The organism is Salinigranum halophilum, from assembly GCF_007004735.1.
Lineage (GTDB): Archaea > Halobacteriota > Halobacteria > Halobacteriales > Haloferacaceae > Salinigranum > Salinigranum halophilum.
The window spans coordinates 562,233-584,543 of sequence record NZ_SSNL01000004.1 but is presented as its reverse complement, the minus strand read 5'-3'; the positions used below and the strand labels follow the sequence as shown (position 1 = coordinate 584,543).

20 protein-coding genes are annotated in these 22,311 nt (G+C 66.9%); 10 read left to right on the top strand and 10 right to left on the bottom strand.

Translation table 11 applies throughout. The features are described 5' to 3' along the window. The first annotated feature begins 1 nt into the window (after window position 1). The 3 genes from dgoD (at window position 2) to E6N53_RS11490 (ending at window position 3,255) form a co-directional block, all read left to right on the top strand. Window positions 2-1,153 (top strand): galactonate dehydratase, encoded by a 1,152-nt coding sequence (gene dgoD / locus E6N53_RS11500; RefSeq protein WP_142859405.1) that lies wholly within the window; start codon window positions 2-4, stop codon window positions 1,151-1,153. Between the two features lie 83 nt (window positions 1,154-1,236). Then, window positions 1,237-2,388 (top strand): cellulase family glycosylhydrolase, encoded by a 1,152-nt coding sequence (locus E6N53_RS11495; protein ID WP_142859403.1) that lies wholly within the window; start codon window positions 1,237-1,239, stop codon window positions 2,386-2,388. 6 nt (window positions 2,389-2,394) lie between these two features. Beyond that, a complete protein-coding gene (locus E6N53_RS11490; RefSeq protein ID WP_142859401.1) occupies window positions 2,395-3,255 on the top strand; it encodes an SDR family NAD(P)-dependent oxidoreductase in 861 nt (286 codons plus the stop codon). 51 nt (window positions 3,256-3,306) lie between these two features. Here E6N53_RS11490 and kdgK1 read toward each other — a convergent pair whose 3' ends face one another. Beyond that, complete coding sequence (gene kdgK1, locus E6N53_RS11485; RefSeq protein WP_142859399.1) at window positions 3,307-4,260, bottom strand: bifunctional 2-dehydro-3-deoxygluconokinase/2-dehydro-3-deoxygalactonokinase; 954 nt, start codon at window positions 4,258-4,260, stop codon at window positions 3,307-3,309. 114 nt (window positions 4,261-4,374) lie between these two features. Between kdgK1 and E6N53_RS11480 the strand changes: the two genes are divergently transcribed. After that, window positions 4,375-5,061 carry a bifunctional 4-hydroxy-2-oxoglutarate aldolase/2-dehydro-3-deoxy-phosphogluconate aldolase gene (locus E6N53_RS11480; protein ID WP_394344752.1) on the top strand — a complete coding sequence of 229 codons (687 nt, stop codon included), beginning with the start codon at window positions 4,375-4,377 and terminating at the stop codon, window positions 5,059-5,061. A gap of 238 nt (window positions 5,062-5,299) precedes the next feature. On the opposite strand, the gene E6N53_RS21450 is transcribed toward E6N53_RS11480, so the two are convergent. Both E6N53_RS21450 and E6N53_RS11475 read right to left on the bottom strand, forming a co-directional pair. After that, a complete protein-coding gene (locus E6N53_RS21450) occupies window positions 5,300-5,431 on the bottom strand; it encodes a hypothetical protein (RefSeq protein ID WP_269090096.1) in 132 nt (43 codons plus the stop codon). Window positions 5,432-5,590: 159 nt separating this feature from the next. Continuing rightward, a complete protein-coding gene (locus tag E6N53_RS11475; protein ID WP_142859396.1) occupies window positions 5,591-5,833 on the bottom strand; it encodes a hypothetical protein in 243 nt (80 codons plus the stop codon). A gap of 149 nt (window positions 5,834-5,982) precedes the next feature. Between E6N53_RS11475 and E6N53_RS11470 the strand changes: the two genes are divergently transcribed. Beyond that, window positions 5,983-7,287, top strand: a complete 1,305-nt coding sequence (locus E6N53_RS11470) for an acetamidase/formamidase family protein (protein ID WP_136592060.1) — start codon at window positions 5,983-5,985, stop codon at window positions 7,285-7,287. On the opposite strand, the gene E6N53_RS11465 is transcribed toward E6N53_RS11470, so the two are convergent. Beyond that, window positions 7,284-7,544, bottom strand: coding sequence for a ubiquitin-like small modifier protein 1 (locus E6N53_RS11465; protein ID WP_142859394.1), 261 nt, complete (start codon window positions 7,542-7,544; stop codon window positions 7,284-7,286). The genes E6N53_RS11470 and E6N53_RS11465 overlap by 4 nt on opposite strands. Before the next feature lie 64 nt (window positions 7,545-7,608). Beyond that, a complete protein-coding gene (locus E6N53_RS11460) occupies window positions 7,609-9,453 on the bottom strand; it encodes an L-aspartate oxidase (RefSeq protein ID WP_142859392.1) in 1,845 nt (614 codons plus the stop codon). 264 nt (window positions 9,454-9,717) lie between these two features. Between E6N53_RS11460 and gfo6 the strand changes: the two genes are divergently transcribed. Then, window positions 9,718-10,809, top strand: coding sequence for a D-xylose 1-dehydrogenase Gfo6 (gfo6, locus tag E6N53_RS11455; protein ID WP_142859390.1), 1,092 nt, complete (start codon window positions 9,718-9,720; stop codon window positions 10,807-10,809). 13 nt (window positions 10,810-10,822) lie between these two features. Here gfo6 and E6N53_RS11450 read toward each other — a convergent pair whose 3' ends face one another. The 4 genes from E6N53_RS11450 to E6N53_RS11435 form a co-directional block, all read right to left on the bottom strand. Then, the gene (locus E6N53_RS11450; protein WP_142859388.1) at window positions 10,823-11,905 is read right to left on the bottom strand and encodes a DUF5305 family protein; all 1,083 of its coding nucleotides are present in this window, start codon (window positions 11,903-11,905) and stop codon (window positions 10,823-10,825) included. A gap of 233 nt (window positions 11,906-12,138) precedes the next feature. After that, the gene (locus E6N53_RS11445; protein WP_142859386.1) at window positions 12,139-12,885 is read right to left on the bottom strand and encodes a hypothetical protein; all 747 of its coding nucleotides are present in this window, start codon (window positions 12,883-12,885) and stop codon (window positions 12,139-12,141) included. A gap of 62 nt (window positions 12,886-12,947) precedes the next feature. Then, window positions 12,948-14,027 carry a signal peptidase I gene (locus E6N53_RS11440; protein WP_142859384.1) on the bottom strand — a complete coding sequence of 360 codons (1,080 nt, stop codon included), beginning with the start codon at window positions 14,025-14,027 and terminating at the stop codon, window positions 12,948-12,950. Window positions 14,028-14,202: 175 nt separating this feature from the next. Further along, the gene (locus E6N53_RS11435) at window positions 14,203-14,778 is read right to left on the bottom strand and encodes a hypothetical protein (protein WP_142859383.1); all 576 of its coding nucleotides are present in this window, start codon (window positions 14,776-14,778) and stop codon (window positions 14,203-14,205) included. A 325-nt stretch (window positions 14,779-15,103) separates the two neighbouring features. On the opposite strand from E6N53_RS11435, the gene E6N53_RS11430 reads away from it, so the two are divergent. From E6N53_RS11430 to E6N53_RS11415, 4 genes are read left to right on the top strand one after another with little or no spacing between them, the layout of a single operon-like run. Next, a complete protein-coding gene (locus E6N53_RS11430; protein WP_161596546.1) occupies window positions 15,104-16,009 on the top strand; it encodes a winged helix-turn-helix transcriptional regulator in 906 nt (301 codons plus the stop codon). Beyond that, complete coding sequence (locus E6N53_RS11425) at window positions 16,006-19,800, top strand: PAS domain-containing protein (protein ID WP_142859379.1); 3,795 nt, start codon at window positions 16,006-16,008, stop codon at window positions 19,798-19,800. The genes E6N53_RS11430 and E6N53_RS11425 overlap by 4 nt, the downstream gene beginning before the upstream one ends. An 8-nt stretch (window positions 19,801-19,808) precedes the next feature. Next, window positions 19,809-20,243, top strand: coding sequence for a response regulator (locus tag E6N53_RS11420; protein ID WP_201741127.1), 435 nt, complete (start codon window positions 19,809-19,811; stop codon window positions 20,241-20,243). Continuing rightward, window positions 20,236-21,411, top strand: a complete 1,176-nt coding sequence (locus tag E6N53_RS11415; protein ID WP_142859377.1) for a hybrid sensor histidine kinase/response regulator — start codon at window positions 20,236-20,238, stop codon at window positions 21,409-21,411. Before E6N53_RS11420 ends, E6N53_RS11415 begins: the two co-directional genes overlap by 8 nt. A 55-nt stretch (window positions 21,412-21,466) precedes the next feature. Here the strand turns inward: E6N53_RS11415 and E6N53_RS11410 are convergent, their stop codons facing one another. Continuing rightward, window positions 21,467-22,309 carry an aldo/keto reductase gene (locus E6N53_RS11410; RefSeq protein ID WP_142859375.1) on the bottom strand — a complete coding sequence of 281 codons (843 nt, stop codon included), beginning with the start codon at window positions 22,307-22,309 and terminating at the stop codon, window positions 21,467-21,469. Window positions 22,310-22,311 lie beyond the last annotated feature (2 nt).

The window sequence follows — 22,311 nt, the reverse complement described above, 5'->3', positions numbered from 1 at the left end:
GATGCCACGAATCACCGACTACGACCTGTACGAGGTCCCGCCGCGATGGCTGTTCCTCCGCGTCGAGACGAGCGACGGCCGCGTCGGCTGGGGCGAACCCGTCGTCGAGGGGCGCGCCCACACCGTCCGCGGAGCCGTCGAAGAGCTGATGGAGACGTACCTCCTCGGCGAGGACCCACACCCCGTTTCGGACCACTGGCAAGCGATGTACCGCGGGGGGTTCTACCGGGGCGGCCCGGTGTTGATGAGTGCCATCGCCGGCATCGACCAGGCGCTCTGGGACCTGCGTGGGAAGGCGTTCGATGCCCCCGTCTACGACCTGCTCGGCGGGCCCGTCCGGGCGAAGATGCGGGTCTACCAGTGGGTCGGCGGCGACCGCCCCGCGGACGTCGGCGACGCCGCGGCGGAGAAGGTCGACCAGGGCTTCTCCGCGCTGAAGATGAACGCCACCCCGGAGTTCCGCCGCGTCGAGAGCCCCGCAGCCGTGGAGGCAGCCGTCGACCGCATCCGCGAGGTGCGCGAGCGCGTCGGCTCCGACGTCGACATCGGCGTCGACTTCCACGGCCGGGTCGCCAAATCGATGGCCAAGCGGCTGGCCTCGAAGCTCGAGCCCTCGGACCCGATGTTCGTCGAGGAGCCGGTCCTCCCCGAACACAACGAGGCCCTGACCGACATCGCCGCACACACGTCGACACCCATCGCGACGGGCGAACGGATGTACTCGCGATGGGACTTCAAGCGGGTGTTCGAACAGGGCGCGGTCGACGTCATCCAACCCGACCTCTCGCACGCGGGCGGCATCACCGAGGTGAAGAAAATCGCCGACATGGCCGAGGCGTACGACGTGGCGCTCGCGCCGCACTGTCCGCTCGGCCCCATCGCGCTGGCGTCCTGCCTGCAGGTCGACGCGGTCTGTCAGAACGCACTCATCCAGGAGCAGAGCCTCGGCATCCACTACAACGAGGGCTCCGACGTGCTGGACTACCTCGTCGAACCCGGCGTCTTCGACTACCGCGACGGCTACGTCGACCTCCCGGACGGACCGGGTCTCGGGGTCGACATCGACGAGGACGTCGTCGAAGAGCGGGCCGGCGACGTCGACTGGCACAACCCCGTCTGGCGGCACGACGACGGGAGCGTCGCCGAGTGGTGACGACCCGACCCGCACGCCGACCGGCACCGAACACGCGCATCGTACGCTGACCGACACCGAACACGACACACGACACACGACACATGACCGAACGCGACAGATGGACCGAAGCACAGGCGTGGGACTGGTATCGAGAGAAAGAGTGGCCCGTCGGCTGTAACTACCTCCCCTCCACGGCGGTCAATCCGACCGAGATGTGGCAGGCTGAGACGTTCGACCCCGAGACCATCGACAGGGAACTCGGCTGGGCCGCGGACTGGGGGATGAACTCCGTCCGTGTCTTCTTGCAGTATCTCGTCTGGAAGGACGACCCCGAGGGGCTCGAACGGCGCATGGACCGCTTCCTGGAGGTCGCCGACAGCCACGGCATCTCGACGATGTTCGTCCTCTTCGACGACGTCGGCTTCTCGGGCGACGAGCCGTATCTCGGCCCGCAGAAAGCGCCCATCCCGGGGACACACAACAGCCAGTGGACGCCGAGTCCGGGTCACGAGCGCGTCGTCGACCGCTCGACCTGGACGGACCTCGCGGCGTACGTCCGCGACGTCATCCGCCGCTTCCGCGGCGACGAGCGCGTCTTCTGCTGGGACACCTACAACGAACCCGGCAACAGCAAGATGGACGAACAGTCGAATCCGCTCTTGCGCGAGTCGTTCACGTGGGCGCGCGAGGCCGACCCCATCCACCCCATCACGGCGGGGGTGAACTGGGACCCCAACCGCTCCGAACAGAACCGCATCGGGAGCGAGGAGGCCGACATCGTCTCCTTCCACGACTACAGCGACTTCGCGTTCACCACCCACCGCGTCGACTCGCTCACCGAAGCGTGGGGCCGGCCGCTGCTCTGTACGGAGTGGCTCGCCCGGACGCGCGACAACCTGGCCGAGACGCATCTCCCGTACTTCAAGCGGGAGGGAATCGGCTGTTACACCTGGGGCTTCGTCAACGGCAAACTCCAGACACACCTCCCGTGGAGTACGGCACAGACCTCCATCGCCGAGGCCATCGAGGACGAGGACACCGACACGTGGTTCCACGACCTCGTCCACGACGACGGCACGCCCTACAGACGAGACGAGTACGAGACGTTCCAGCGGTACGTCGTCCGAGACGAGCGCCCGCCCGCCATGGAAACGCTCGTCGAACGCGCACCGGGCGTCGACAGCGGCGCGCTCGACACCGATGTCGACGGTGAACCACCGCACGACGACCGACCGGGGCCGTACCACGGGTGACACAGGATGAGTGACACCAGGGCCTCGAGACGCTTCGCCGGCCGGACCGCACTCGTCACGGGGTCGACCCGAGGTATCGGTGCGGCGGTCGCGCGGCGGTTCGTCGAGGAGGGCGCGAACGTCGTGGTCACGGGGCGGTCCGTCGACGAGGGCGAGGCGGTCGCCAGCGACCTCACCGCGCGCGCGACGTCGATGGGGACGGGCGGCGACGCGCACTTCGTCCGGGCCGACATGCGCGACCCCGACGATATCGACGCGCTGGTCCGGGCGACGGCCGACGTCTACGGGGGCATCGACGTCTTGGTGAACAACGCGGGCGTCCAGACCGAGACGACGGCCGCGGCGGCGACGATGGACGACTGGGAGTTCGTCCTCGAGACGGACTTCCGCTCCTTCTGGCTCTGTGCGAAGCACGCGGCCGAGTACATGTCCGAGGGTGGGGCCATCGTCAACATGTCCTCGAACCACGCGTTCTCGACGATGCCGAGCCTGTTCCCGTACAACGCGGTGAAGGCGGGCATCAACGGCATGACCCGCGCGATGGCGCTCGAACTCGGCCCACACGGCATCCGCGTCAACACCGTCAACCCCGGCTGGGTCGAGGTCGAGCGGACGAGAGACGAACTCCCGGCGGACGAGCGCCAGCGCGTCGAACGGCTCCACCCGCTCGGCCGGATCGGCACCCCCGACGACGTCGCCGGCACCGTCGCGTTCCTCGCGAGCGACGACGCGGCGTTCATCACCGGGGCCAGCCTCCTCGTCGACGGCGGGCGCTCGGCGGTGATGCAAGACCACACGTTCGTGGAGTACGCCGACGGGATTCGCACCGACGACGAGCGCGAGCGGCCGACACAGCGCGCGGACTGACGACACACGGCAGCGAGTCCAGTCGCCGCCGCTGCATCGACTCGTCGCGGACTACCGCGAGATGTCCGCGGCCGCTCCGTCGAGTACCGCCTCGACTTCTTCGGGGGTGACGACAGCCAGGTCGCCAGAGAGCGTCCGTTTGACCGCGGCGGTCGCCGCCGCGTCGTTCAGCGCCCGGGGGACCGACGCTCCGCGAAGCCGGCCTGCCAAGAACGCCCCGACGAACGCGTCACCCGTCCCGATCGGGTCGAGGGTGTCGGCGTCGTACGCTGGTTGCCGATAGGTGTCCGTCGCGTCGACTGCGAGCGCGCCGTCGGACCCGCGCGTGAGCACCACGACGTCGATGTCGAACGCTCGCCGCAGGTCGCGGGCGACCGCTTCGTCGTCGCCCTCGCGACCGAGGACTCCCCGGGCGTCGCGCTCGGCGGTGACGAGGAGGTCGACGTCCGGCAGGAGCTCCTCGAAGCACGCGCTGGCCTCGTCGGGCGTCCAGAGCTTCGACCGGTAGTTCAGGTCGAACGCCGTCCGCGTGCCGGCCGCGGTGGCCTCCGCGAGGAGCGCCGCGGTCGTCTCCCGGAGCGTCTCCGAGAGCGCCGGGGTGATGCCGCTCGTGTAGAAGACCTCCGCGTCACGAATCGCCTCGAGGTCGACGTCGTCGACGGTAGCCGTCGTGATGGCCGCTCGCTCGCGGTCGTAGATGACGTCGGTCCCCCGCGGTTCGCCGCCGAACTCGAGGTAGTACGTCCCCTGTCGTCCGTCCGCCGAACGCGTGACGTTCGGCTCGACGCCGTGACGTCTGAGGTCGCCGGTGACGCGGCGGCCGAGCGGTGAGTCCGGCAGTTTCGAGAGCCACGTCGACTCGACGCCGAGTCGGGCCGCGGCGACCGCGACGTTGCTCTCTGCGCCCGCGGTTCGGAACGCCAGGTTCCGAGCGGTCTCGAGCCGTTCGCCGGCGGGTGGTGACAGTCGGACCATCGTCTCTCCGAAGGTGGCTAATGCTGGCATGGGTGCGGTACTGCGCAGGTCTCCGCACCCCGGCAAGAGCCTACCGATGCCGCGCCAGGGGCCGACCCGTCGCGTCGAAGGGGAGGATTAATCCGCTGGGTTGCGAAGGATTCCGTGATGACCGAAGCAGCACGGCGTATCCGCGAGACGGGGGTCGTCGCCATCCTGCGTGGGTTCGACGAGTCGACCTCGCTCCGGACGACAGCAGCACTGACACGGGGCGGGGTCCGCGCCGTCGAAATCACGGCGAACACCGAGGGGTTCCAGCACACGCTCGAAGCCGTATCGGCCTCGTGTGAGGACCAAGCGGTCTCGGTCGGGGCCGGGACCGTCCTCGACTCGGAGACGGCACAGACCGCAATCGCCTCCGGCGCGGAGTTCCTGGTCACCCCGACGTTCGACGAGGGCGTCGTCCGGACCGGGAACCGCTACGGCGTGCCGGTGCTGACGGGCGTCGCGACGCCGACCGAGGCGCTCTCCGCGTACGAGGCGGGGGCGACGATGTGTAAGGTCTTCCCGGCGAGTTCGCTGGGGCCGGGGTTCGTCGCGTCGCTGAGCGGGCCGCTCTCGCAGATTCCGCTCGTCCCCACGGGCGGTGTCAGCCGCGAGAACGCCCCCGCGTTCTTCGAGGCCGGTGCGGTGGCACTCGGCATCGGGAGCGCGATCGCGCCCACGGCCGCAGTCGAGACAGAAGACTTCGCCGAGGTCGAACGGCGTGCGTCCGAACTCCTCTCGGTCGCCCGAGACCACCGCTCGGTGTCGCGGGGATTCGCGTCCGAGGTGTCGACGAAGAACCCGTGATACACTAAAATAGTTGGAGACAAGAACGCACTGCCGTTCTCCATACACGGGTACGCCAGTCTGATTATGACCGGTCCAGCCGCGAGCAGTGCGCCGAAATATTTTGCGTGTTCGTACCCGTCACCGATAGATATACATCCGACATTTGTGCTGTACGCTATATAACTGCTAGTAACTGCAACTTTCTCCGAGAGATATGTCCGAACCGATATCATCTATTTAGTCTAATTAATTCTATCTAAATATACCATCCAGAATCGGCTCTGTGGTGGCTCTCGACCGTTCGTCGGGCGACGACACGCCCGAGACCGTCGGTGAACGCCGTCGCCTCCTCGGTGACGACGTCCAGCAGCGCTGTCGGGGCACTCACGCTGCCGACTGTCGGACGCCGTACGCAAACGCTCACAGGGACGCGCGAAGGAACCTCACGACTCCGGTCGTGGACGGAGTCCGACGAGTGATTCCCGCGCTCGGGCCGCCGACTCGCTGTGTCCCGTCGACCCGGTTCCGGACGTGACTCCAGCCCGTTTCAGCTCGTGGTGTCCCCGACGGAGCGCCGGAACGCCCCGAGCAGGAGGTTTCCGATAGCGCCGCTGACGCCGATGACGACGCCCAGCGTCGCGAGGTCGACGGCACCCAGGACGAGCCCACCGGCGTAGAGCGCGATGCCGAGCCCGGCGCCGGCCTGCAGGAGCCGCTCGCCCGCCTGTGCTGCGGAGCCGGTGAGAGAGTCGGACGCCGCGGACGACTCCCCCGAGTGTACGAGGCGCATACGACAGGGAACTACGACACGGATTGACTTGATGGTTGCTACCAGTTAGCATGAGTGGGTGAACGGCTGTCGGCGGCGACGACGGGGTGTGTCGGGGACGGCCTCCTCGGACACAATAGCTAACACACTACAGGCGAAGAGTGAGACGTATGTCCCAACAGATTTCAGACGTCCTCGACGTCGACGAGTTCACGCTGGGGCTCGTCGGTCCCGAACAGGAGTGGGCTGGAACCGTCCGCGACGGCGGGACCGTCCGAACGCACACGCCCGCAGGGTGTTGGGGGCCGATGATCACGCCGGAGTTCCGCGGGGGTCACGAGGTGACGCGGCCCATCGCCGTCGAGAACGCAGCGCCCGGCGACGCGCTCGTCGTCCGTATCAAGGACGTCGAGGTGACCAGTATCGCCACCAGCACCGGGAGCATGGCCGAGCGAGAGGGGGCGTTCGGCGACGACCCCTTCGTCGACCACCAGTGTCCGGAGTGTGGGACACCGTGGCCCGAGTCGGTCGTCGAGGGGACGGGCGAGGGCGCGATTCGCTGTGCGGAGTGCGGGGCGAACGCCTCGTCGTTCGGCTTCGAGTACGGCTACACCGTCGTCTTCGACGACGACCGGACCGTCGGCATCACCGTCGGCCACGAGGGGGCACACGACCTGGCCGAGCGGGCCGAGGAGGCGATGGCGCTCCCGGAGAACTCGCGTCAGCATCCCATTCTCCTGTACGAACCCGACGAGATGCCCGGCGCGCTCGGTCGCCTGCGGCCGTTCATCGGCAACATCGGGACGACGCCCGCGGTCGAACTCCCCGACTCGCACAACGCCGGCGACTTCGGGCAGTTCCTCATCGGTGCCGGCCACGACTGGGGCCTGCCCGACGAAGAAGCGCTCGAAGCCCGGACGGACGGGCATCTCGACTCGAACGACGTCCGCCCGGGGGCGACGCTCATCTGCCCCGTCCGCGTCGAGGGGGCCGGCCTCTACGTCGGCGACCTCCACGCGAACCAGGGCGACGGCGAGCTCTCCTTGCACACGACGGACGTGAGCGGCAGGACGGAACTCGAGGTCGAGGTCATCAAAGGACTCGACCTGCCGGGCCCGTTGCTCCTCCCGAACGAGGAGGACCTGCCCCACATCGCGAAGCCCTACACGGACGAGGAGCGGTCCGTCGGCGAGGCCCTCGCCGCCGAGTACGGCGTCGACCACCTCCACGACGCCGGACCGATACAGTTCATCGGTTCGGGGGCGACCATCAACGACGCGACACAGAACGCCTTCGACCGGGCGTGTGAGCTGTTCGGGATGAGCGAAGGGGAGGTCCGCTCGCGCTGTACCTTCACCGGCGGCGTCGAGATCGCCCGCCTCCCGGGCGTCGTCCAGCTGTCGATGCTCGCCCCGATGGCGGTGCTCGAAGACGTCGGCCTCGCCGACGTCGTCCGGGCACAGTACGGCCGTTAGCCGCCGCGCATCGCCGGGAACAGCTGCATCGACGCGACTCCGGCGACCGACTCGTCGAGACCGACCCGTTCCGCGTCGACCACCACGCGGACGCTCGGTCGCAACGCCCCCTCGTCGTCGGTCAGATGCGCGCCGGCACGGGGGTACGCGTCGACGAACGCGTCGAGTACGTCGCGAACCGTCTCGCCGGCCGCGTCGACCCGCACGGTCTTCTCGCCCGTCGCCGCCCGAAGCGGGCCGTACACGGTGAGTTCCATACGTAGCAGCCACTGCACACACGGGGATAACGTCCGGGGTGTCGCACGAGCCCGTCGTGGCGGGTCACTCGAGCTGGTGGTAGTCCAGCTCGAAGCCCGCGTCGAGCGCGGCCTGGACCGCGTCGCTCGGCTCGGGGACCGGCGCGGTGTCGAGTCGCATCGACCCGAGCGAGCCCCGGCTCACGACGATGTTGCGCTGCCACTCGTCGTGTTCGTCGGGGTAGTCGGTCCGGGCGTGTGCCCCACGCGACTCCGTCCGCATCGCGGCCCCGCGAAGGATGGCCTCGGCGACGTCGAGCGCGAAGGTGAGGTTCATCGCGAACTCGAACGAGCGGCTGGTGAGCCCGCCGACCGAGAGGTCTGCCGCACGGCGACGAATCGCGCGCACCTGTTCGAGCCCCTCCTGGAGCGTCTCTTGGTCGCGGAGGATGCCCGCGTGGTCCCACAGCACCGCCCGGAGGTCGTCCATGAGCGCCTCGGGGTCGTACGTCCCGTCGCTGTCTGCGAGTCGGCGCAGTGCGGCGAGGTGGACGCGTGCGTGGTCCGCGACGGTGTCACTCGCCGCTCGGTCGCGCTGGTCGAGGCGCTCGGCGATCGCCTCACCGGTGACCGCTCCGAAGGCGATGGTCTCTGCGAGGGAGTTCCCGCCCAGCCGGTTGGCCCCGTGGACCCCTGCCATCGTCTCGCCGATGGCGTACAGCCCCGAGATGTCCGTCTCGCCCGTCTCGTCGACGACGACGCCACCCATCCCGTAGTGGGCGGTCGGTGCGACCTCCACGGGGTCTTCGGCCAGGTCCACGCCCAGGTCGGCGAAGCGCTCGTACATCCGGGGGAGTCGCGCTCGGATGAACGACCGGTCGCGGTGTGAGATGTCGAGGAAGACACCACCCGCGTCGGTACCGCGGCCCTCGCTGATCTCCTGGGCGATGGCTCGAGCGACCACGTCCCGTGCGTCGAGTTCCATCTGGTCCGGCGAGTACCGCTCCATGAACCGCTCGCCGCCGGGAGAACGCCGTTCTCCCGAGCCACCACGCGTTTCACTCTCGGAGACCTCGTCGTTGAACAGCCGACCACCCTCACCGCGGACGGCCTCCGTGACGAGGCGGCCATCCCACTCCGCACCGTAGCGAGCGCCGACCATCCCCGTCGGGTGGAACTGGACGAACTCCATATCCATCAGCCGGGCACCGGCCTGGTACGCGAGCGCGGGCCCGTCGCCGGTGTTCTCGTCGTCCCGCGAGGAGTGGCGGTCGTAGAGGCTCGTGTACCCCCCGGCGGCGAGGACGACCGTCTCGGCCTCGAAGAGGACGAACTCGCCCGTGTCCATGTCGAAGCCAGCCGCGCCGTGGATACGCCCGTCGGATTCGAGCAGTCGCGTGATGTAGACGTTCTCGCGGTAGGGGATGGCCAGCGACTGGGCCCGCTCGACGAGCGTGTTCAAGAGTGACTCGCCGGTGTGGTCGCCCGCGAAGGCCGTCCGCCGGAACGACTGCGCGCCGAAGTAGCGCTGGTCGATGTCGCCCGCCGCGGTGCGGCTGTAGGGCATCCCCCACTCGTCGAGTTCGCGCAGGAGGCCGGGCATCCGCTTCGTGACCGTCTCGACCTTCGCCGGGTCGTTGAGGTGGTGGCCCTCGTTGATGGTGTCCGCCGCGTGGACGGTCCAGTCGTCTTCGGAGTCGTGCGTCCCGAGTGCCCCGTTGATGCCGCCGCGCGCCCACGTGGTGTGTGCGTCGCCGTGGCTCCGCTTCCCGATGACCAGCACCTCCTCGGGGTCGACCCCCTGTTCGACCAGTTCGATGGCCGCTCGCGCTCCCGCTGCACCCGCACCGATCACCAGCACGCCGAGGTCGACCGTCTCGTACGACACCGAATCCCGTCGGTCAGCGTCGGCTCTGTGGGGAGAACTCATCAGTTGAAACGAAGGGCCGAGCGGGCTTAAGCCCTTGGTGGGTGCGTGCCGAATAATCGTGCGCCTCAGACCTTTTCGACCCATTTTTCGACCAGTTCACGCCCGATAACTGTCCTGCGCGCACCGCTCCGTGGGGTGGGACGAAGCGTCCGCACGAGCCCCGTTCGTTCCCCGTCCCCTGCCGGGGCGTCTTCGGTTCGGGCGAGGGTTGATGTCGGGCCGCGTCGGCGGAACTATTGGCCTCCCCCGAGACAGTCGGTCACGATGGACGCACACCTCGACGACTTCTTCGACGACTTCACCCGTCGCGACTGGCAAACGCGCGACCCCGCGACCGTAGAGGACCCCGTCCGCGTCGCGGTCGTCGGTCTCGGCTGGTTCACACGTGGCTGGGCGCTCCCGGGTATCCAGCGCTCGGCGTTCACGGAGGCGACGGTGGTGACCGATGTCGACGACGACGCAGTCGAGCAGTTGGCCACCGAGCACGACCTCACCGGCGTCACCCCGGAGGCGTTCACCGACGGCGACGTCGCGGACGAGTACGACGCGGTGTACGTCGCGACGCCGAACGCGACCCACCTCGAGTATGTCGAGGCCGCGGCCGAACAGGGGAAGGCGGTCCTCTGTGAGAAACCGCTGGAGGCGACGCTGGAGCGGGCCGAGCGGCTGGTCGCCACGTGTGAGGCCGCGGACGTCCCACTCATGGTCGGCTATCGGATGCAGACGGACCCCGCGGTCCGTCGCGTGAAAGAGCTGCTCGACGAGGGGTTCATCGGCGACGTCGTCCACGTCCACGCCTCCATGTCACAGGTGATGCTCGGCGAACTGAGCGAGTCGACGGACCAGTGGCGGCTGGACCCGGCGCTCTCGGGCGGGTGTGCGCTGATGGACCTCGGGGTGTATCCGCTCAACACCACGCGGTTCGTCCTCGACGCCGACCCCGAACAGGTGACCGGTCACACCCGCTCGGTCCACGAGGCGTTCGGCGGGGTCGACGAGCACGCCTCGTTCGACCTGCAGTTCCCCGACGGGGTGCAGGCGCACTGTACCGTGAGCCAGAACGCACAGCACGCGAGCCGACTCGAACTCACCGGGACCGAGGGGAAACTCGTCCTCGACCCGGCCTTCTACGAACGGGAAGCCAGAGCGGTCACGGTCGTCCGCGGGGGGATGGAGGCCGCCCTCGAGTTCGACCCGGTCCACCAGCTCGAAGCGGAGTTCGCGTACTTCGGACACCACCTCCTGACGGCAACGCCCTTTCACCCCGACGGCGGGCACGCGCTGGTCGACATGCGCGTCTTGGACGCGGTCTACGAATCGGCCGAACGAGAGACGCCAGTCAGTCTCTCGGAGTGACCTGTTCGCTCGGTCAGCGATGCGAATCGACACCTGTGTCACTCGTCTCCGCGTCGTCGTCACGGAACTCGTACATGACGGTTCCGTCGATGACGGCATAGCGGTTCTGTTGGGCGTCGTGAATCACTCGCTTCTCCGAATCAATCGCGACGTCGACGAGCTCGACGAGGCTCTCGATGTGAACGTAGACCGTGGCCCCGTGAGCAGGGATGCGTCCCCGCGAGATCCACTCAGTATAGCGCAGCCGTTCGTACTCTCGGTTGAGGGAGTCGGCGTCACCGACGCTGCGGCGAACGGCGACGACGGCCGCGCCAGCGCCGAGCGCCACTGCGCCCATGCCGCCGAGCCAAGCCGGACGGCCGGGCGACTGTAACCATCCTCCCGTGCCGCCCTCGGTCCTGCCAGCCGACGGCTCGACCCAGTGAGTCACGGGTGTCGAGTGGTTCCGTGCCGTCGTCCGAGGCGTCTCGAACTCGTAGGCGTGGTCGGTAACGACGAGCGGAGCGCTCGCGTTAAGCCGGCCGGCGTAGGTTCCCGTGTCGTAGTGCACGTCGAAGACGACCCTCGCGGTGACGGTTCCAACCTGCCCCGCCTCCGCGCGTACAGTGGCCAACCGCCCACGACTGAGCCGTTCGACGTCGACCGTCGCCGTGGTCCGAGCGGTCCCCTTTCTCACCTCACGAGTCGTTGCGGCCAGTGTTCGTCGCTCCGTCCAGAAGGCCTCACCGTCCCGAGTCGCAGCGATTTCGAGCGTGAGCTCCTGGGAGATCGTGACGGGCCGGTCGTCGGGGACCCGCGTCATCCCTGACACCGTGAGGTTCGGCGTCGCCGCCAGGAGATAGACCGGCTGGTCAGCGACGACTGCCCCCGAGTCGTAGAGCGTGGTATTGCCGGTCACGACCGCGCCCGCCGTGAGCGACGACTGGACGCTCTGGATATCTGTCTGGACCGTCACTCGTTCCGGCTCCGGCGTGGCTGTGGCCACAGTCGCCGCCGCTGCGAAGCTGAGAAGACTGACGACGACCAGCGACACGATGACGACGCGACCGTACTTCACACAGAGGTACCGCGCGCGGAGTGAGAGTGAGCCGTTCACCTCGTCTCCCCCTCGGCGGCTGAACGGTTCTGCATGGACTGGCGTTGGTTTGCTACCGCAAAAGCACGCGCTAACCCTGACCTTCGCTCCCGACTTACCGCGAGGAAAGTCGGCTGTGGCCACGGCGTACACGCGAGCGGGCTGCCACCGTGTGGAGCCTCGACACAGGCGTGGGCTGACCTGTCTGCGAGCGAGCGGTCCCGCGTTGCGGTCTCATCTGTCGACAGCCAGCGTCACGGTGCCGCGTACACCGTCCCGTCGCCGTCGGCACTGTCGGTCACCTCGATCCGCGCGGTCCCGACCTCGCCGTCCGCGTCGAACAGTCGAATCGTGATGACGTACGTCTCTCCCTTCCGGTTGCCACCGCTCGCGAACTGGACGACGTCGTTCGGCGCCGTCGACGAGCGCATCTCGACCTCGTTGCGGTCGCGGTTGTCGAACTCGACAGTGACGCGCTCGAACGTCGTCTCGCGCGCGTCGACAACGTACTGGACCGTGTACCGCGCCTTCCGCGGCGGGCGCTGGTCGCTCTGGTCGACGACGCTGATGCTCGCGAACGAAGCGGACGCGCGCGTACAGCCACTGGCGTCGACGGTGGTCGACCGCTTCGCCGCGGCGCGGAGCTCCGTCTTGGCCGTCGTGGCGACGCTGAACGTGACGCTGTCGGGCGGCGTGCCACACCCCAGCGTCACCGTCGTGACCATCGACGCGCCAGGTGCGAGCAGGCCACGAGCGTTCGAAAGCGTCCCGCTACCACCGTCGAGTGTGACGACGGCCGTCACCGACTTGCTGAACCGGTTCGTGACGGTCACGAGTCGACTCTCGGTGCCCGCCGACACGCTCGGGGAGACGTCGAGTCCGAGCAAGCCGGTGGCGTCGCCGGTGACGGGCGCGGCCGACCCCCGAGCGAGCGTGGCGCTCGTGAACGCCGTGCTCGGCCCGATCGAGACGGCCCCTACTGCCGATACGAGTACGCACACCACGAGGAGCACCCTCAGCCACGGCAGACGGTGACCACGCGGCTGCCAGCGCCGCCTGCGCCTCATCGCCGCCTCCCGAGATGGTGCAACCGACGGCTCCGACTTCCCCGGAGTGGGGTCGCGGTGTCAACCAGCAGCCAGTAGAGGGCGGAGAACGAGCCGACGACGACCAGCACGGTCGACAGTGCGGCGACGAGTGGGTGGACCTCGTGCAGCGCAGCCACCACGCCGTAAGGGAGCGTCGCCGGGTACGGGGAGACGCTGAGCCGCGTTCGATGGGTACCGAGCGCCTCTTGCGGTGGGACGCTGACCGTCACCGTCCGGCTTGAGGTACTGTAGAACCGGTCCCAAATCCGGCCGGCGGGGTCACCGGAAGCAGGACGGGGTGCCGACGCCGCGTCGGTCGACGCGACGGAAACGAACTCCATGCCCTCTGTGTCGTACACGACGTGCGTCATCGACGTCCTCGCCAATTGGAGGTTGACCGTCTCGGTGTGTATCTGGCCGACGGTCAGCTGGCTGGGGCCTGCCGTCTCGGTCTCGACGACTTGATACGTCTGCGTCTGGCCGACCGCAGCCATCGAGACGAGCGCGACGCCGACGAGGACGGCGACGATAGCTGCGGGGAACACGACGTCTCGACCACGGACGACCACCGCTCGCATCCGTCGTCTGGAGCTGGACGTCCGCGTGACGTCGATGAGTCCGAGCCCGACCAGCACTCCAACGACCAGGTACCAGTACGCCTCTACGAGGGCGATTCCCGCACCGAGCCGCGGGACGACGACTGGCTCGCCACCGAGCGTCAGTACCGCGCCGACGACGTCGTCCCGCTGAACCGGCGGGTAGCCCGCCGCCTGGTCGGTCGAGGGGTTGGCGTCGCCCCGTGTGACGAGGCCGACGGCGGTCACAGCGGCCACCCGGTGGGTCACCAGTCCTGCTCGCTCCGGGGAGTCGTAGGTGACGATGTCGCCCGGTTCGATAGTGCCTGCGGGGACCAGCACGTACCCGTCGGTGGGCTCTAACGTCGGCGCCATACTGTCGGAGGTGACGTACGACAGATGGACTGGCGAAACTACCGGTGCGGCTAGCGCCAGCGCGACGGAGAGGAGTACGACGGCGAGCAGAACGGATCGGATCATCGGTGTCTCAAGCGGTGGGTGCCTCTGGATGGTCTGCCCGACAGACCGTGGTGGCCGGCCGACCGATACTGGGCCGGTCGGTGACAGTCGTGCAGGGCGGTCGTGTGGTGGTGGCCGCGCCGCGCGGTCGGTCGGCGATGGTTGTGTGGTCGGTCCGACCGCTCGTCAGTCGGTGTCAGTTCTCGTCGTCGATGGTGAAGCTGAGCGTCCCCGAGAGGTCTGTGTCCTCCTGCAGAACGCCCGCTTGACCGTGGCCGGTGTCGAGCACCACGACCACGTAGTACGTGGCGCTAGCTGGGGCGCTGATGGTCGCAGTCGTACCCTCCTCGTCGACAGTCCCAACGGACGAGCCCTCCGCGTCGTAGATTTCGAACTTGAGGTTCGCCGCGCTGTTGTCGTCGGTACCGTCGTACGAGACCGTGATGTCGTGTGTCGTGGCGTCGTTGTTCGTGAGCGTGAACGCCTGTGTGGTACTCGGTGACTGGCGGTCACCGAAGACGAACAGCGCGTCGGTGTTCGCGCCTTTCGCCGACCCGGCGGTGAGATCCATGGCGAGCTGCCCAGAGTCGTCTTCGAAGATGAGGTCGCCGGAGTTACCGTCGGTGAGCGAGAGCAACCCGTTCTGGTCTGCGACAACGTTCGCGTTCGCCTCGCGGTCGATACTCGCGGAGGTGAACGCACTCGCGCCGACTGCGGTCGTGGCGACGAGGACGAGTCCTGCCATGAGGACTGCGTGAGTGATTCGTATCATTACGACCGAACGGTTCCTCGCCCGAGCAATAAGTGTCTGCTTACTGATTTGTTTGCGGGTCGCTTACCGACAGGTTAGTGCGGGGGTTCTTGCTGTGATTGGACTGCGTCCGCCCCAATCAGTGGCGTCGAATCATTGGATCCTCGCCTCCGCGCGTGCGCGGCACGGACAGCGCCGGAGTGACACGAGGCTCCGGACCGACCGCGGCGGGCAACGCGTACCATTTCAGCCGTCTGTCGGGCGTCCAACGATGTTCAGACATTCATGTTATAGTGTCATTCTCTCACTACAGAAGGATTATAGCCAGAGAGATGTCATAGCTATCATGAATCATCCCCGAACGTGTTCGCCAGATGCAGACCCAGGGGAGTACCTCGGTGAGAGCGCTGCGCTGCTTTCGAAAAAGTGGCACCCACACGTCGTCCGGACGCTCGCTGCGGGGGACGGAATCGGATTCAGCGACTTGGAGGACCGACTCGACGGTATCTCGGCGAAGGTACTGACAGACGCCCTCGTCGAACTCCAGACGTACCAGGTTGTCGAACGAACCGAGGTGAGTCGCCGGCCACTGCGCGTTGCGTACTCATTGACCGAACGGGGCCACGCGCTGGCCGAGGTAATCGACGCCCTCGCCGAGTGGGGTGAGACGTACCTCGCAGCCGATGCCGACGAGCAGGTCGTACTCGTCGCGGAGGACAACAGGCGGCTCGCACAGATGCACGCGATTTGGCTCGAGGACGACTACACTGTCAGGACCGCTCACGACGGTGACGAAGCGCTCCGGGTGCTCGACGACGACGTCGACATCGTCGTCTTAGACCGCCGGATGCCGGGGACCTCCGGCGACGAGGTACTCAACTGGATCCGCGCTCAGCACTACGACTGTCGGGTCGCACTGCTGACGTCCGTCGAGCCCTCGTTCGACGTCGTCGACCTGGACTTCGACGCGTACATCTCGAAACCGATTCACGAGGCCGACCTCCGGGCAGTCGTTGCTGACCTCTTCGAGCGAAACGAAGCCGGCCGGGTGGTCAGACAGTACCGTGCACTCGAATCGAAACTGCACGCGCTCGAGGCTGAGCACTCGCGTGTCGCCCTCGAGGCGAGCGACGCGTACGGACGCCTCCGAGAGCGGTTCGAATCGCTCAGCGACCGACTCGACGAGACCGAGTCCGTCGACAAGACCGACCCTCGGCGTCCCGCACCGCTCGGTGCCGGGGGAGACAGATGAGTTCGGGATCGCACGACCCAACCGAATCGGCGCGCGTTCCCGACGACGTGTTCGGACGCATCGACGGCTCAATCTGTGGTCTCGACACCGACTGGCGGATAACGTCTTGTAGTCCACAGGCTGCGGCCCTCTTTGACCGCGATGCTGACGACCTCCTGGGAACCGTTATCTGGGAGGTGGCCCCGTGGCTCGCCGACCTCACCGTGAGCGACCCGCTCCGTCGTGCAGTCGACGCGGGTGCGCCGGCTCTGATCGACAGGGTCGACAACGCGCGAGCCGCGTGCCACGCGGTCCGGGTGTACCCCGGCCCCGACGGGACGACGCTCTGGTTCGACGAGTGGTCGACCGGTGGGACCACGCCGAGAGCGGCCGACACACGCTCAGCTTCGGCCGACACCAACGACGGTCAAACGCGCGCTTTCGGGCGTAACCGGGCACTCCGCGCGTTTCACGACATCGCGACCGACTCGACGCGGCCGTTCGAAGCCCAACTGCGAGCCGTCTTGGAACTCGGGGCGTCACACCTCGGACTTGACGTCGGTATCCTCGCTGAAATCGAGCCGCCGGTGTACACCGTCGGTCACGTCGTCACGCCAGCCGGGACTCCCGACACCGCAATCGGGACCGGAGATACGTTCGAGTTGACTGAGACCTTCTGTGCGTCTGTCGTCGAGTCGGACGAGGTGGTTGGTTTCCACAACGCGGGCGTGGAGGTCCAGCGACACCCGGCGTACCGTGAGTTCGGGCTCGAAGCCTACCTCGGCGCACCCGTCGTCCTCGACGGTGAACGGTACGGAACGGTCAACTTCTCCAGCCGTCAACCCCGAGCGACTCCGTTCTCCGAGAGCGAAGAGACGTTTGTTCGACTGGTCGCACAGTGGGTCGGCAAGGAACTGGGTCGACAGCGAGACCGCAGGGAGGTGCGTGCCGGTCGGGACCGTCTCCGTCAGATAATCGATATCCTGCCGCAGTTGGTGTTCGTCAAGGACGCCGGGGGGACGTTCCTCCTCGCAAACGAGGCGACGGCCGCAGCCTACGGCACCACCGTTGCCGAGTTGGAAGGATCGACCGATGCCGACTTCGCCAGCTCGCGGACAGAGGTCGAGCGATTCCGTGCTGACGACCGTGCGGTCATCGAATCCGGCGAGCCGAAACACATCGCCGAGGAGCCGTTGACGACCGCCGATGGCGAACGACGCGTCTACGAGACGACTAAAATCCCGTACGACCCCGTCGGGTCGACCGACCCGGCCGTCCTGGGTGTTGCGACCGACGTCACCGAACTCAGGCGCCGTGAGGAGGCGCTTGAGATGCAGTCGGCGGCGATGGAGGCGGCGATGGACGGCATCTCGGTCCTCGACACCGACGACGAGTACATCTACATGAATCAGGCACACGCCGGCATCTTTGAGTACGAGGCCGAGGAGCTCATCGGCAGCACTTGGCGACGGCTGTACGACGATGACGAGATCGAGCGGATCGAACGCGAGGTCTTCCCGGAGATCGAGTGTGCGGGCGAGTGGCGCGGTGAGACAATCGGCAGGAAACGCGACGGCAGTCCCGTCCGACAGGAGATCGCACTCTCGTTGCTCGACGACGGCAAACTCATCTGTACGAATCGCGACGTCACCGAACGCTACCGACGCGAACAGGACATCCGCGAGCTGAAAGAACAGCTCGACCGGGCCGTCGAGCGGGCGACCCTCGCCGACAGTACCCGTGCCGAGTTTCTCGACTCGCTGATGCAGATTGTCAACTCCAGTCAGACGGGTATCTGGCTCGGGACGGCGGACATGACCGAGGTACTCTACGTCAACGACACGATTGCGGAGACGACCGGCCTCTCCAAACAGGAACTCTACGACGACCTGACGGCGTATTTCTCGTGTGTCCACCCCGACGATCGACGCGAACAACTCGAGATGACGACCCGGATGGCACAGTGGGCCGACGAGAACGACCCACCAGCGGAGATACAAGACGACTACCGCATCTACGACACCAAAGGCGACCTCCGGTACCTCTCGAACCTCACGTTCCCGATTTTCGACGCGGAGAACCGCGTCGCACAGTGGGTTGGGTTCGCCCGGGACATAACCGAGCGAAAGCGTCTAGAACAGTCGCTCCGAGAGAGCGAGCAGTCACTCCGGGAGGTCACCGCGGTCGCTGCCGACGCCGACCGCGACTTCGGGACGAAACTGGCGTCGGTGCTCCGCCTCGGCTGTGACCGACTGGGTGTCGACCACGGCTTCCTGACCCGTGTCGACGACGACCGCCAACACGTCGTCGAGGCGTGGGGTGACCATCCGGACCTCCAGCCCGGCACGTCAGTCCCACTGAGTGAGACGTACTGTCGCCGGACGGTCGAGACCGGCGGCGTCTTCCACGTCCGAAGCGCCGCCGACGAGGGGTGGGAAGACGACCCGGCATACGAGGCGTTCGGTCTCGGCTGTTATCTCGGTGGGACGGTCGTCGTCGACGGGGACGTGTATGGAACGCTCTGCTTCGCTGACCACGACAACCGGACACACCCGTTCGACGAGACGGAGCGGGCGTTCGCCGACCTGCTCGTCCAGTGGGTCGGGTACGAACTCGCCGGTGACGCGGTAGAGACGAAGCTCCGGCGCCTCAACGAGACCGCCCAGCGACTCCTGACGACCGGCGACGCGGACGAGATTGCCCGCATCGCCATCGAGAGCGCACAGTCGGTCCTCGAACTCCCGATAACAGGCGTCTGGTGGCACGACGAGCCGACGAACTCGCTCGCCCCCGCAGTGATGACCGACGCGGCGGCGGAGGTGGTCGGCGACCAGCCGACGTTCGTGCGGAACGAGGCGCTGGCCTGGGAGTCGTTCGCGCGGAACGAGCCGCTCGTCTACGACGACCTCCAGTCGGTCGACGGTCGGTACAACGACGAGACGCTGTTGCAGTCGGAGATGATCGTGCCCCTTGGCGGCCACGGCGTGCTGGTCAGTGCGTCGACTGTGAGCCGCGCCATCTCTGCGACCGACAGAGAACTGCTCACGATTCTCGCGGCGACTGTCGAGGAGGCACTGAATCGCGCAGAGCACGAGCGACTCCTCTACGAGACGCGTGCCCAGCTCGAACGATCGAACGAGGAGCTCGAACAGTTCGCCTACGCGGCATCCCACGACCTTCAGGAGCCGCTTCGGACCGTCTCGAGTTACCTCACACTGATCGAACGGCGCTACCGCGACGAACTCGACGCCGACGCAGAGACGTTCATCGACTTCGCCGTGGATGGCGCCGACCGGATGCGAGAGATGATTCAGGCACTATTGGCCTACTCGCGGGTGACGACGAGCGATGCCGCGTTCGAGCCGGTCGAGATGGCCACCGTGTTCGAGCAGGTCGGGAGAAACCTCGAGTTGATGATCGACGAGTCGAACGCGACCGTCAGCTTCCCCTCGTCTGCAGGTGCTGTCGCCGGCGACGAGAGCCAACTCGTCCAACTGTTCCAGAACCTCGTCGAGAACGCTATCAAGTACAGCGAAGACGACGCCCGTGTCGCCGTCTCCGTCGACCACGACGGCGACGTCGTGGAGTACGCCGTCACGGACAACGGAATCGGCATTGACCCCGACAGACTTGACGACGTCTTCGAGGTGTTCAGGCGACTCCACACCCGTGAGGAGTTCGCCGGTACCGGTATCGGCCTCTCGGTCTGTCGAAAAATCGTCGACCACCACGGTGGGACGATCCGAGCTGAATCCACTCCCGGCCGTGGGTCGACGTTCCGAGTCAGGCTCCAGCGGAAGCGAGCGCCGTGACCGACTGCGTGCTGCCAGCAGACGGGGCGTGCCTCCTCGTCTTCGAGGACAACCCCGGCGACGTCCACCTCATTGAGGAGGGCGTCGCGGCTGCGCCGACCGACGTCACAGTTCAGGTCATTGCCAACGGGACAGACGCGATCGAGTGGCTCGCCGCCGACCGTCGCCCCGTCGACTTCGACCTCGACCTCGTATTGCTCGACCTGAACCTCCCGGGCCGGTCCGGACTCGAGGTCCTCGACGCGCTTCGTGACCGCGCGTCGAGCCACACGCCCGTAGTCGTCCTGTCGAGTTCGGAAAACCCAGAGGATATTGCCGCCGCATACAAAGCAGGAGCTAACGCCTACGTTATGAAGCCAACCGACCCGGACACGTTCATCGAGACTGTCGTCGCGACGATGCGGTTCTGGATTCCGGAGGTGACCCCTTCGACACATGACTGACGTGGCACCCGAACGAATCCTGCTCGTCGAGGACAACGAAAGCGACGCACGCCTCATCGAGGAGTACCTCCGAGAGGAACACTGGCCCGGCCTCGAGGGGAGGCCCGAACTCCACCGGGTCGAACGCTTGGACGGGGCCCTTGCCACAGCTGGTGAGGAGGTCGATCTCGTCTTGCTCGACCTCGAACTCCCGGACAGTTCGGGGCTGGAAACCCTTGCGGCGATGCTCGACGCCTCCGGCGATGAACCGGTCGTCGTGCTCACTGGTCTCGATGACGAACGCGTCGGAATCGAGGCCGTCGAACGTGGGGCCCAAGACTACGTCATCAAGTCGGACCTCACGCCGAAACTCCTCAGACGGACACTCCAGTACGCCGTCGAGCGCGAACGTCGCGAACGGGAACTTGCCCGCCGAAACGAGGAACTCGCGCTGTTGAACCGCATCGTCCGGCACGACATCAAGAACGACGTCTCGGTCATCATCGGCTGGGGTGACCGCCTTCACGACCACGTCGACCCGGCGGGCGAGGAGTACCTCGAGTTCATCATCAATTCCGGACAGCACATCAACGGAATCGCCCAGACCGTCGGCGACTTCCTCGAGATGCTCGAATCCGATAGCGACCCCGACCTCCACGCCGTCGACCTCGGTCGACTGCTCGAGACCGAGATCGCAAAAATCCAGTCGACACACGAGGACGCGGTCGTCACTGTCGACAGCGCTCTCCCACACGGGATCGACGTCGCAGCGACTGAACTCCTCACCTCCGTCTTCGGCAACCTCCTGACGAACGCCGTCGTCCACAACGATACGGACGCGCCCGAGGTCGTCGTGTCAGTCACAGTCGACCCCGACACCGTGACGGTTCGAATCGCCGACAACGGCCCGGGTATCCCCGACAGTCGCAAGGACGTCATCTTCGGCCGCGGCGAGATGGGGTTGGAGAGCCCCGGGTCCGGTCTCGGGCTCTATCTGGTCGACACACTCGTCGACATATACGACGGCTCCGTCCACGTCGAGGACCGCACCCAGGTCGAAGACAGCCAGGGAGAAGAATACGTGGACACGACCCCGACTGACACCGACGGAGACAGTCCAACGGGCAGCGTCCTCGTCGTCACGCTCGACCGGGCCCGCGACGAGCCGTCACGTCAGACGTTCGGATAGCGGTCTCCCGCCTTCCGTCACTCGATCCACATCGAGTCCCCGTCCTGGTTCTCGCTCACCGGTTGATGCCGTACGTGTCCCCCGTCCAGTCACGCGCGGGCGTGTCGTACACCGGCTGGTCGCGGTCGCGGTCGTCGAGGCGGCTTCGGTCCGCGTCGTCCAGTTCCCAGTCGAGTTCCAGGTTCTGCCGGACGTGCGCCGGCGAGGAGGACTTCGGCAGGACGACCACGTCGCGGTCGAGCGCCCACCGGAGGACGACCTGTGCCGCGGACGTGTCGTACTTCTGGGCCAGTTCGCGTACCACCTCGTCAGCGAATATCTCGGTCCGCGCGAGCGGTGCCGCGGCCTCGACCACGGTCTCGGTGTCGCGGCAGTAGTCGACGAGGTCGGGCCGCTGGAACCACGGGTGGAACTCGACCTGGTTCACCGCGATGGGGACGTCGCTGACGTGGTGGGCACAGCTGAGCTGGTAGGCGCTGAAGTTCGACACGCCGACGTTTCGGACCAGCCCGCGGTCCGACAGCGTCGCCATCGCGTCCAGTGACTCCCGCAGCGAGATGGCCGGGTTCGGCCAGTGGATGAGGTACAGGTCCAGGTACTCCGTTCCCAGTCGGTCGAGCGAGGCCTCACACGCCTCGATGAGCGAGTCGTAGGTGAGGTTCTTCGGGAGGACCTTCGAGGTGAGAAAGACGTCGTCGCGGTCGTGTTCGGACTCGGCGAGCGCCTCGCCGATACCGCGTTCGTTGCGGTAGCCCTCGGCGGTGTCGACGTGCGTGTAGCCCGCGTCCAGCGCCGCGTGGACGCTCTCTTTCGCCGTCTCGTCGTCGAGTTTCCAGGTCCCGAGGCCGACCGCGGGGAGTTCGTCGCCGCTCGGGAGCGTGTGTGTGGGAACTGCCATGT

What these genes read in the sequence shown, in the direction of transcription:
- E6N53_RS11440 (WP_142859384.1), bottom strand. Translation starts at nt 14,027, where the DNA reads ATGATCCGATCCGTTCTGCTCGCCGTCGTACTCCTCTCCGTCGCGCTG.
- E6N53_RS11495 (WP_142859403.1), top strand. Translation starts at nt 1,237, where the DNA reads ATGACCGAACGCGACAGATGGACCGAAGCACAGGCGTGGGACTGGTAT.
- E6N53_RS11470 (WP_136592060.1), top strand. Translation starts at nt 5,983, where the DNA reads ATGTCCCAACAGATTTCAGACGTCCTCGACGTCGACGAGTTCACGCTG.
- kdgK1 (WP_142859399.1), bottom strand. Translation starts at nt 4,260, where the DNA reads ATGCCAGCATTAGCCACCTTCGGAGAGACGATGGTCCGACTGTCACCA.
- E6N53_RS11435 (WP_142859383.1), bottom strand. Translation starts at nt 14,778, where the DNA reads ATGATACGAATCACTCACGCAGTCCTCATGGCAGGACTCGTCCTCGTC.
- E6N53_RS11490 (WP_142859401.1), top strand. Translation starts at nt 2,395, where the DNA reads ATGAGTGACACCAGGGCCTCGAGACGCTTCGCCGGCCGGACCGCACTC.
- E6N53_RS11475 (WP_142859396.1), bottom strand. Translation starts at nt 5,833, where the DNA reads ATGCGCCTCGTACACTCGGGGGAGTCGTCCGCGGCGTCCGACTCTCTC.
- gfo6 (WP_142859390.1), top strand. Translation starts at nt 9,718, where the DNA reads ATGGACGCACACCTCGACGACTTCTTCGACGACTTCACCCGTCGCGAC.
- E6N53_RS11430 (WP_161596546.1), top strand. Translation starts at nt 15,104, where the DNA reads ATGAATCATCCCCGAACGTGTTCGCCAGATGCAGACCCAGGGGAGTAC.
- E6N53_RS11410 (WP_142859375.1), bottom strand. Translation starts at nt 22,309, where the DNA reads ATGGCAGTTCCCACACACACGCTCCCGAGCGGCGACGAACTCCCCGCG.
- E6N53_RS11425 (WP_142859379.1), top strand. Translation starts at nt 16,006, where the DNA reads ATGAGTTCGGGATCGCACGACCCAACCGAATCGGCGCGCGTTCCCGAC.
- E6N53_RS11465 (WP_142859394.1), bottom strand. Translation starts at nt 7,544, where the DNA reads ATGGAACTCACCGTGTACGGCCCGCTTCGGGCGGCGACGGGCGAGAAG.
- E6N53_RS11460 (WP_142859392.1), bottom strand. Translation starts at nt 9,453, where the DNA reads ATGAGTTCTCCCCACAGAGCCGACGCTGACCGACGGGATTCGGTGTCG.
- dgoD (WP_142859405.1), top strand. Translation starts at nt 2, where the DNA reads ATGCCACGAATCACCGACTACGACCTGTACGAGGTCCCGCCGCGATGG.
- E6N53_RS11415 (WP_142859377.1), top strand. Translation starts at nt 20,236, where the DNA reads ATGACTGACGTGGCACCCGAACGAATCCTGCTCGTCGAGGACAACGAA.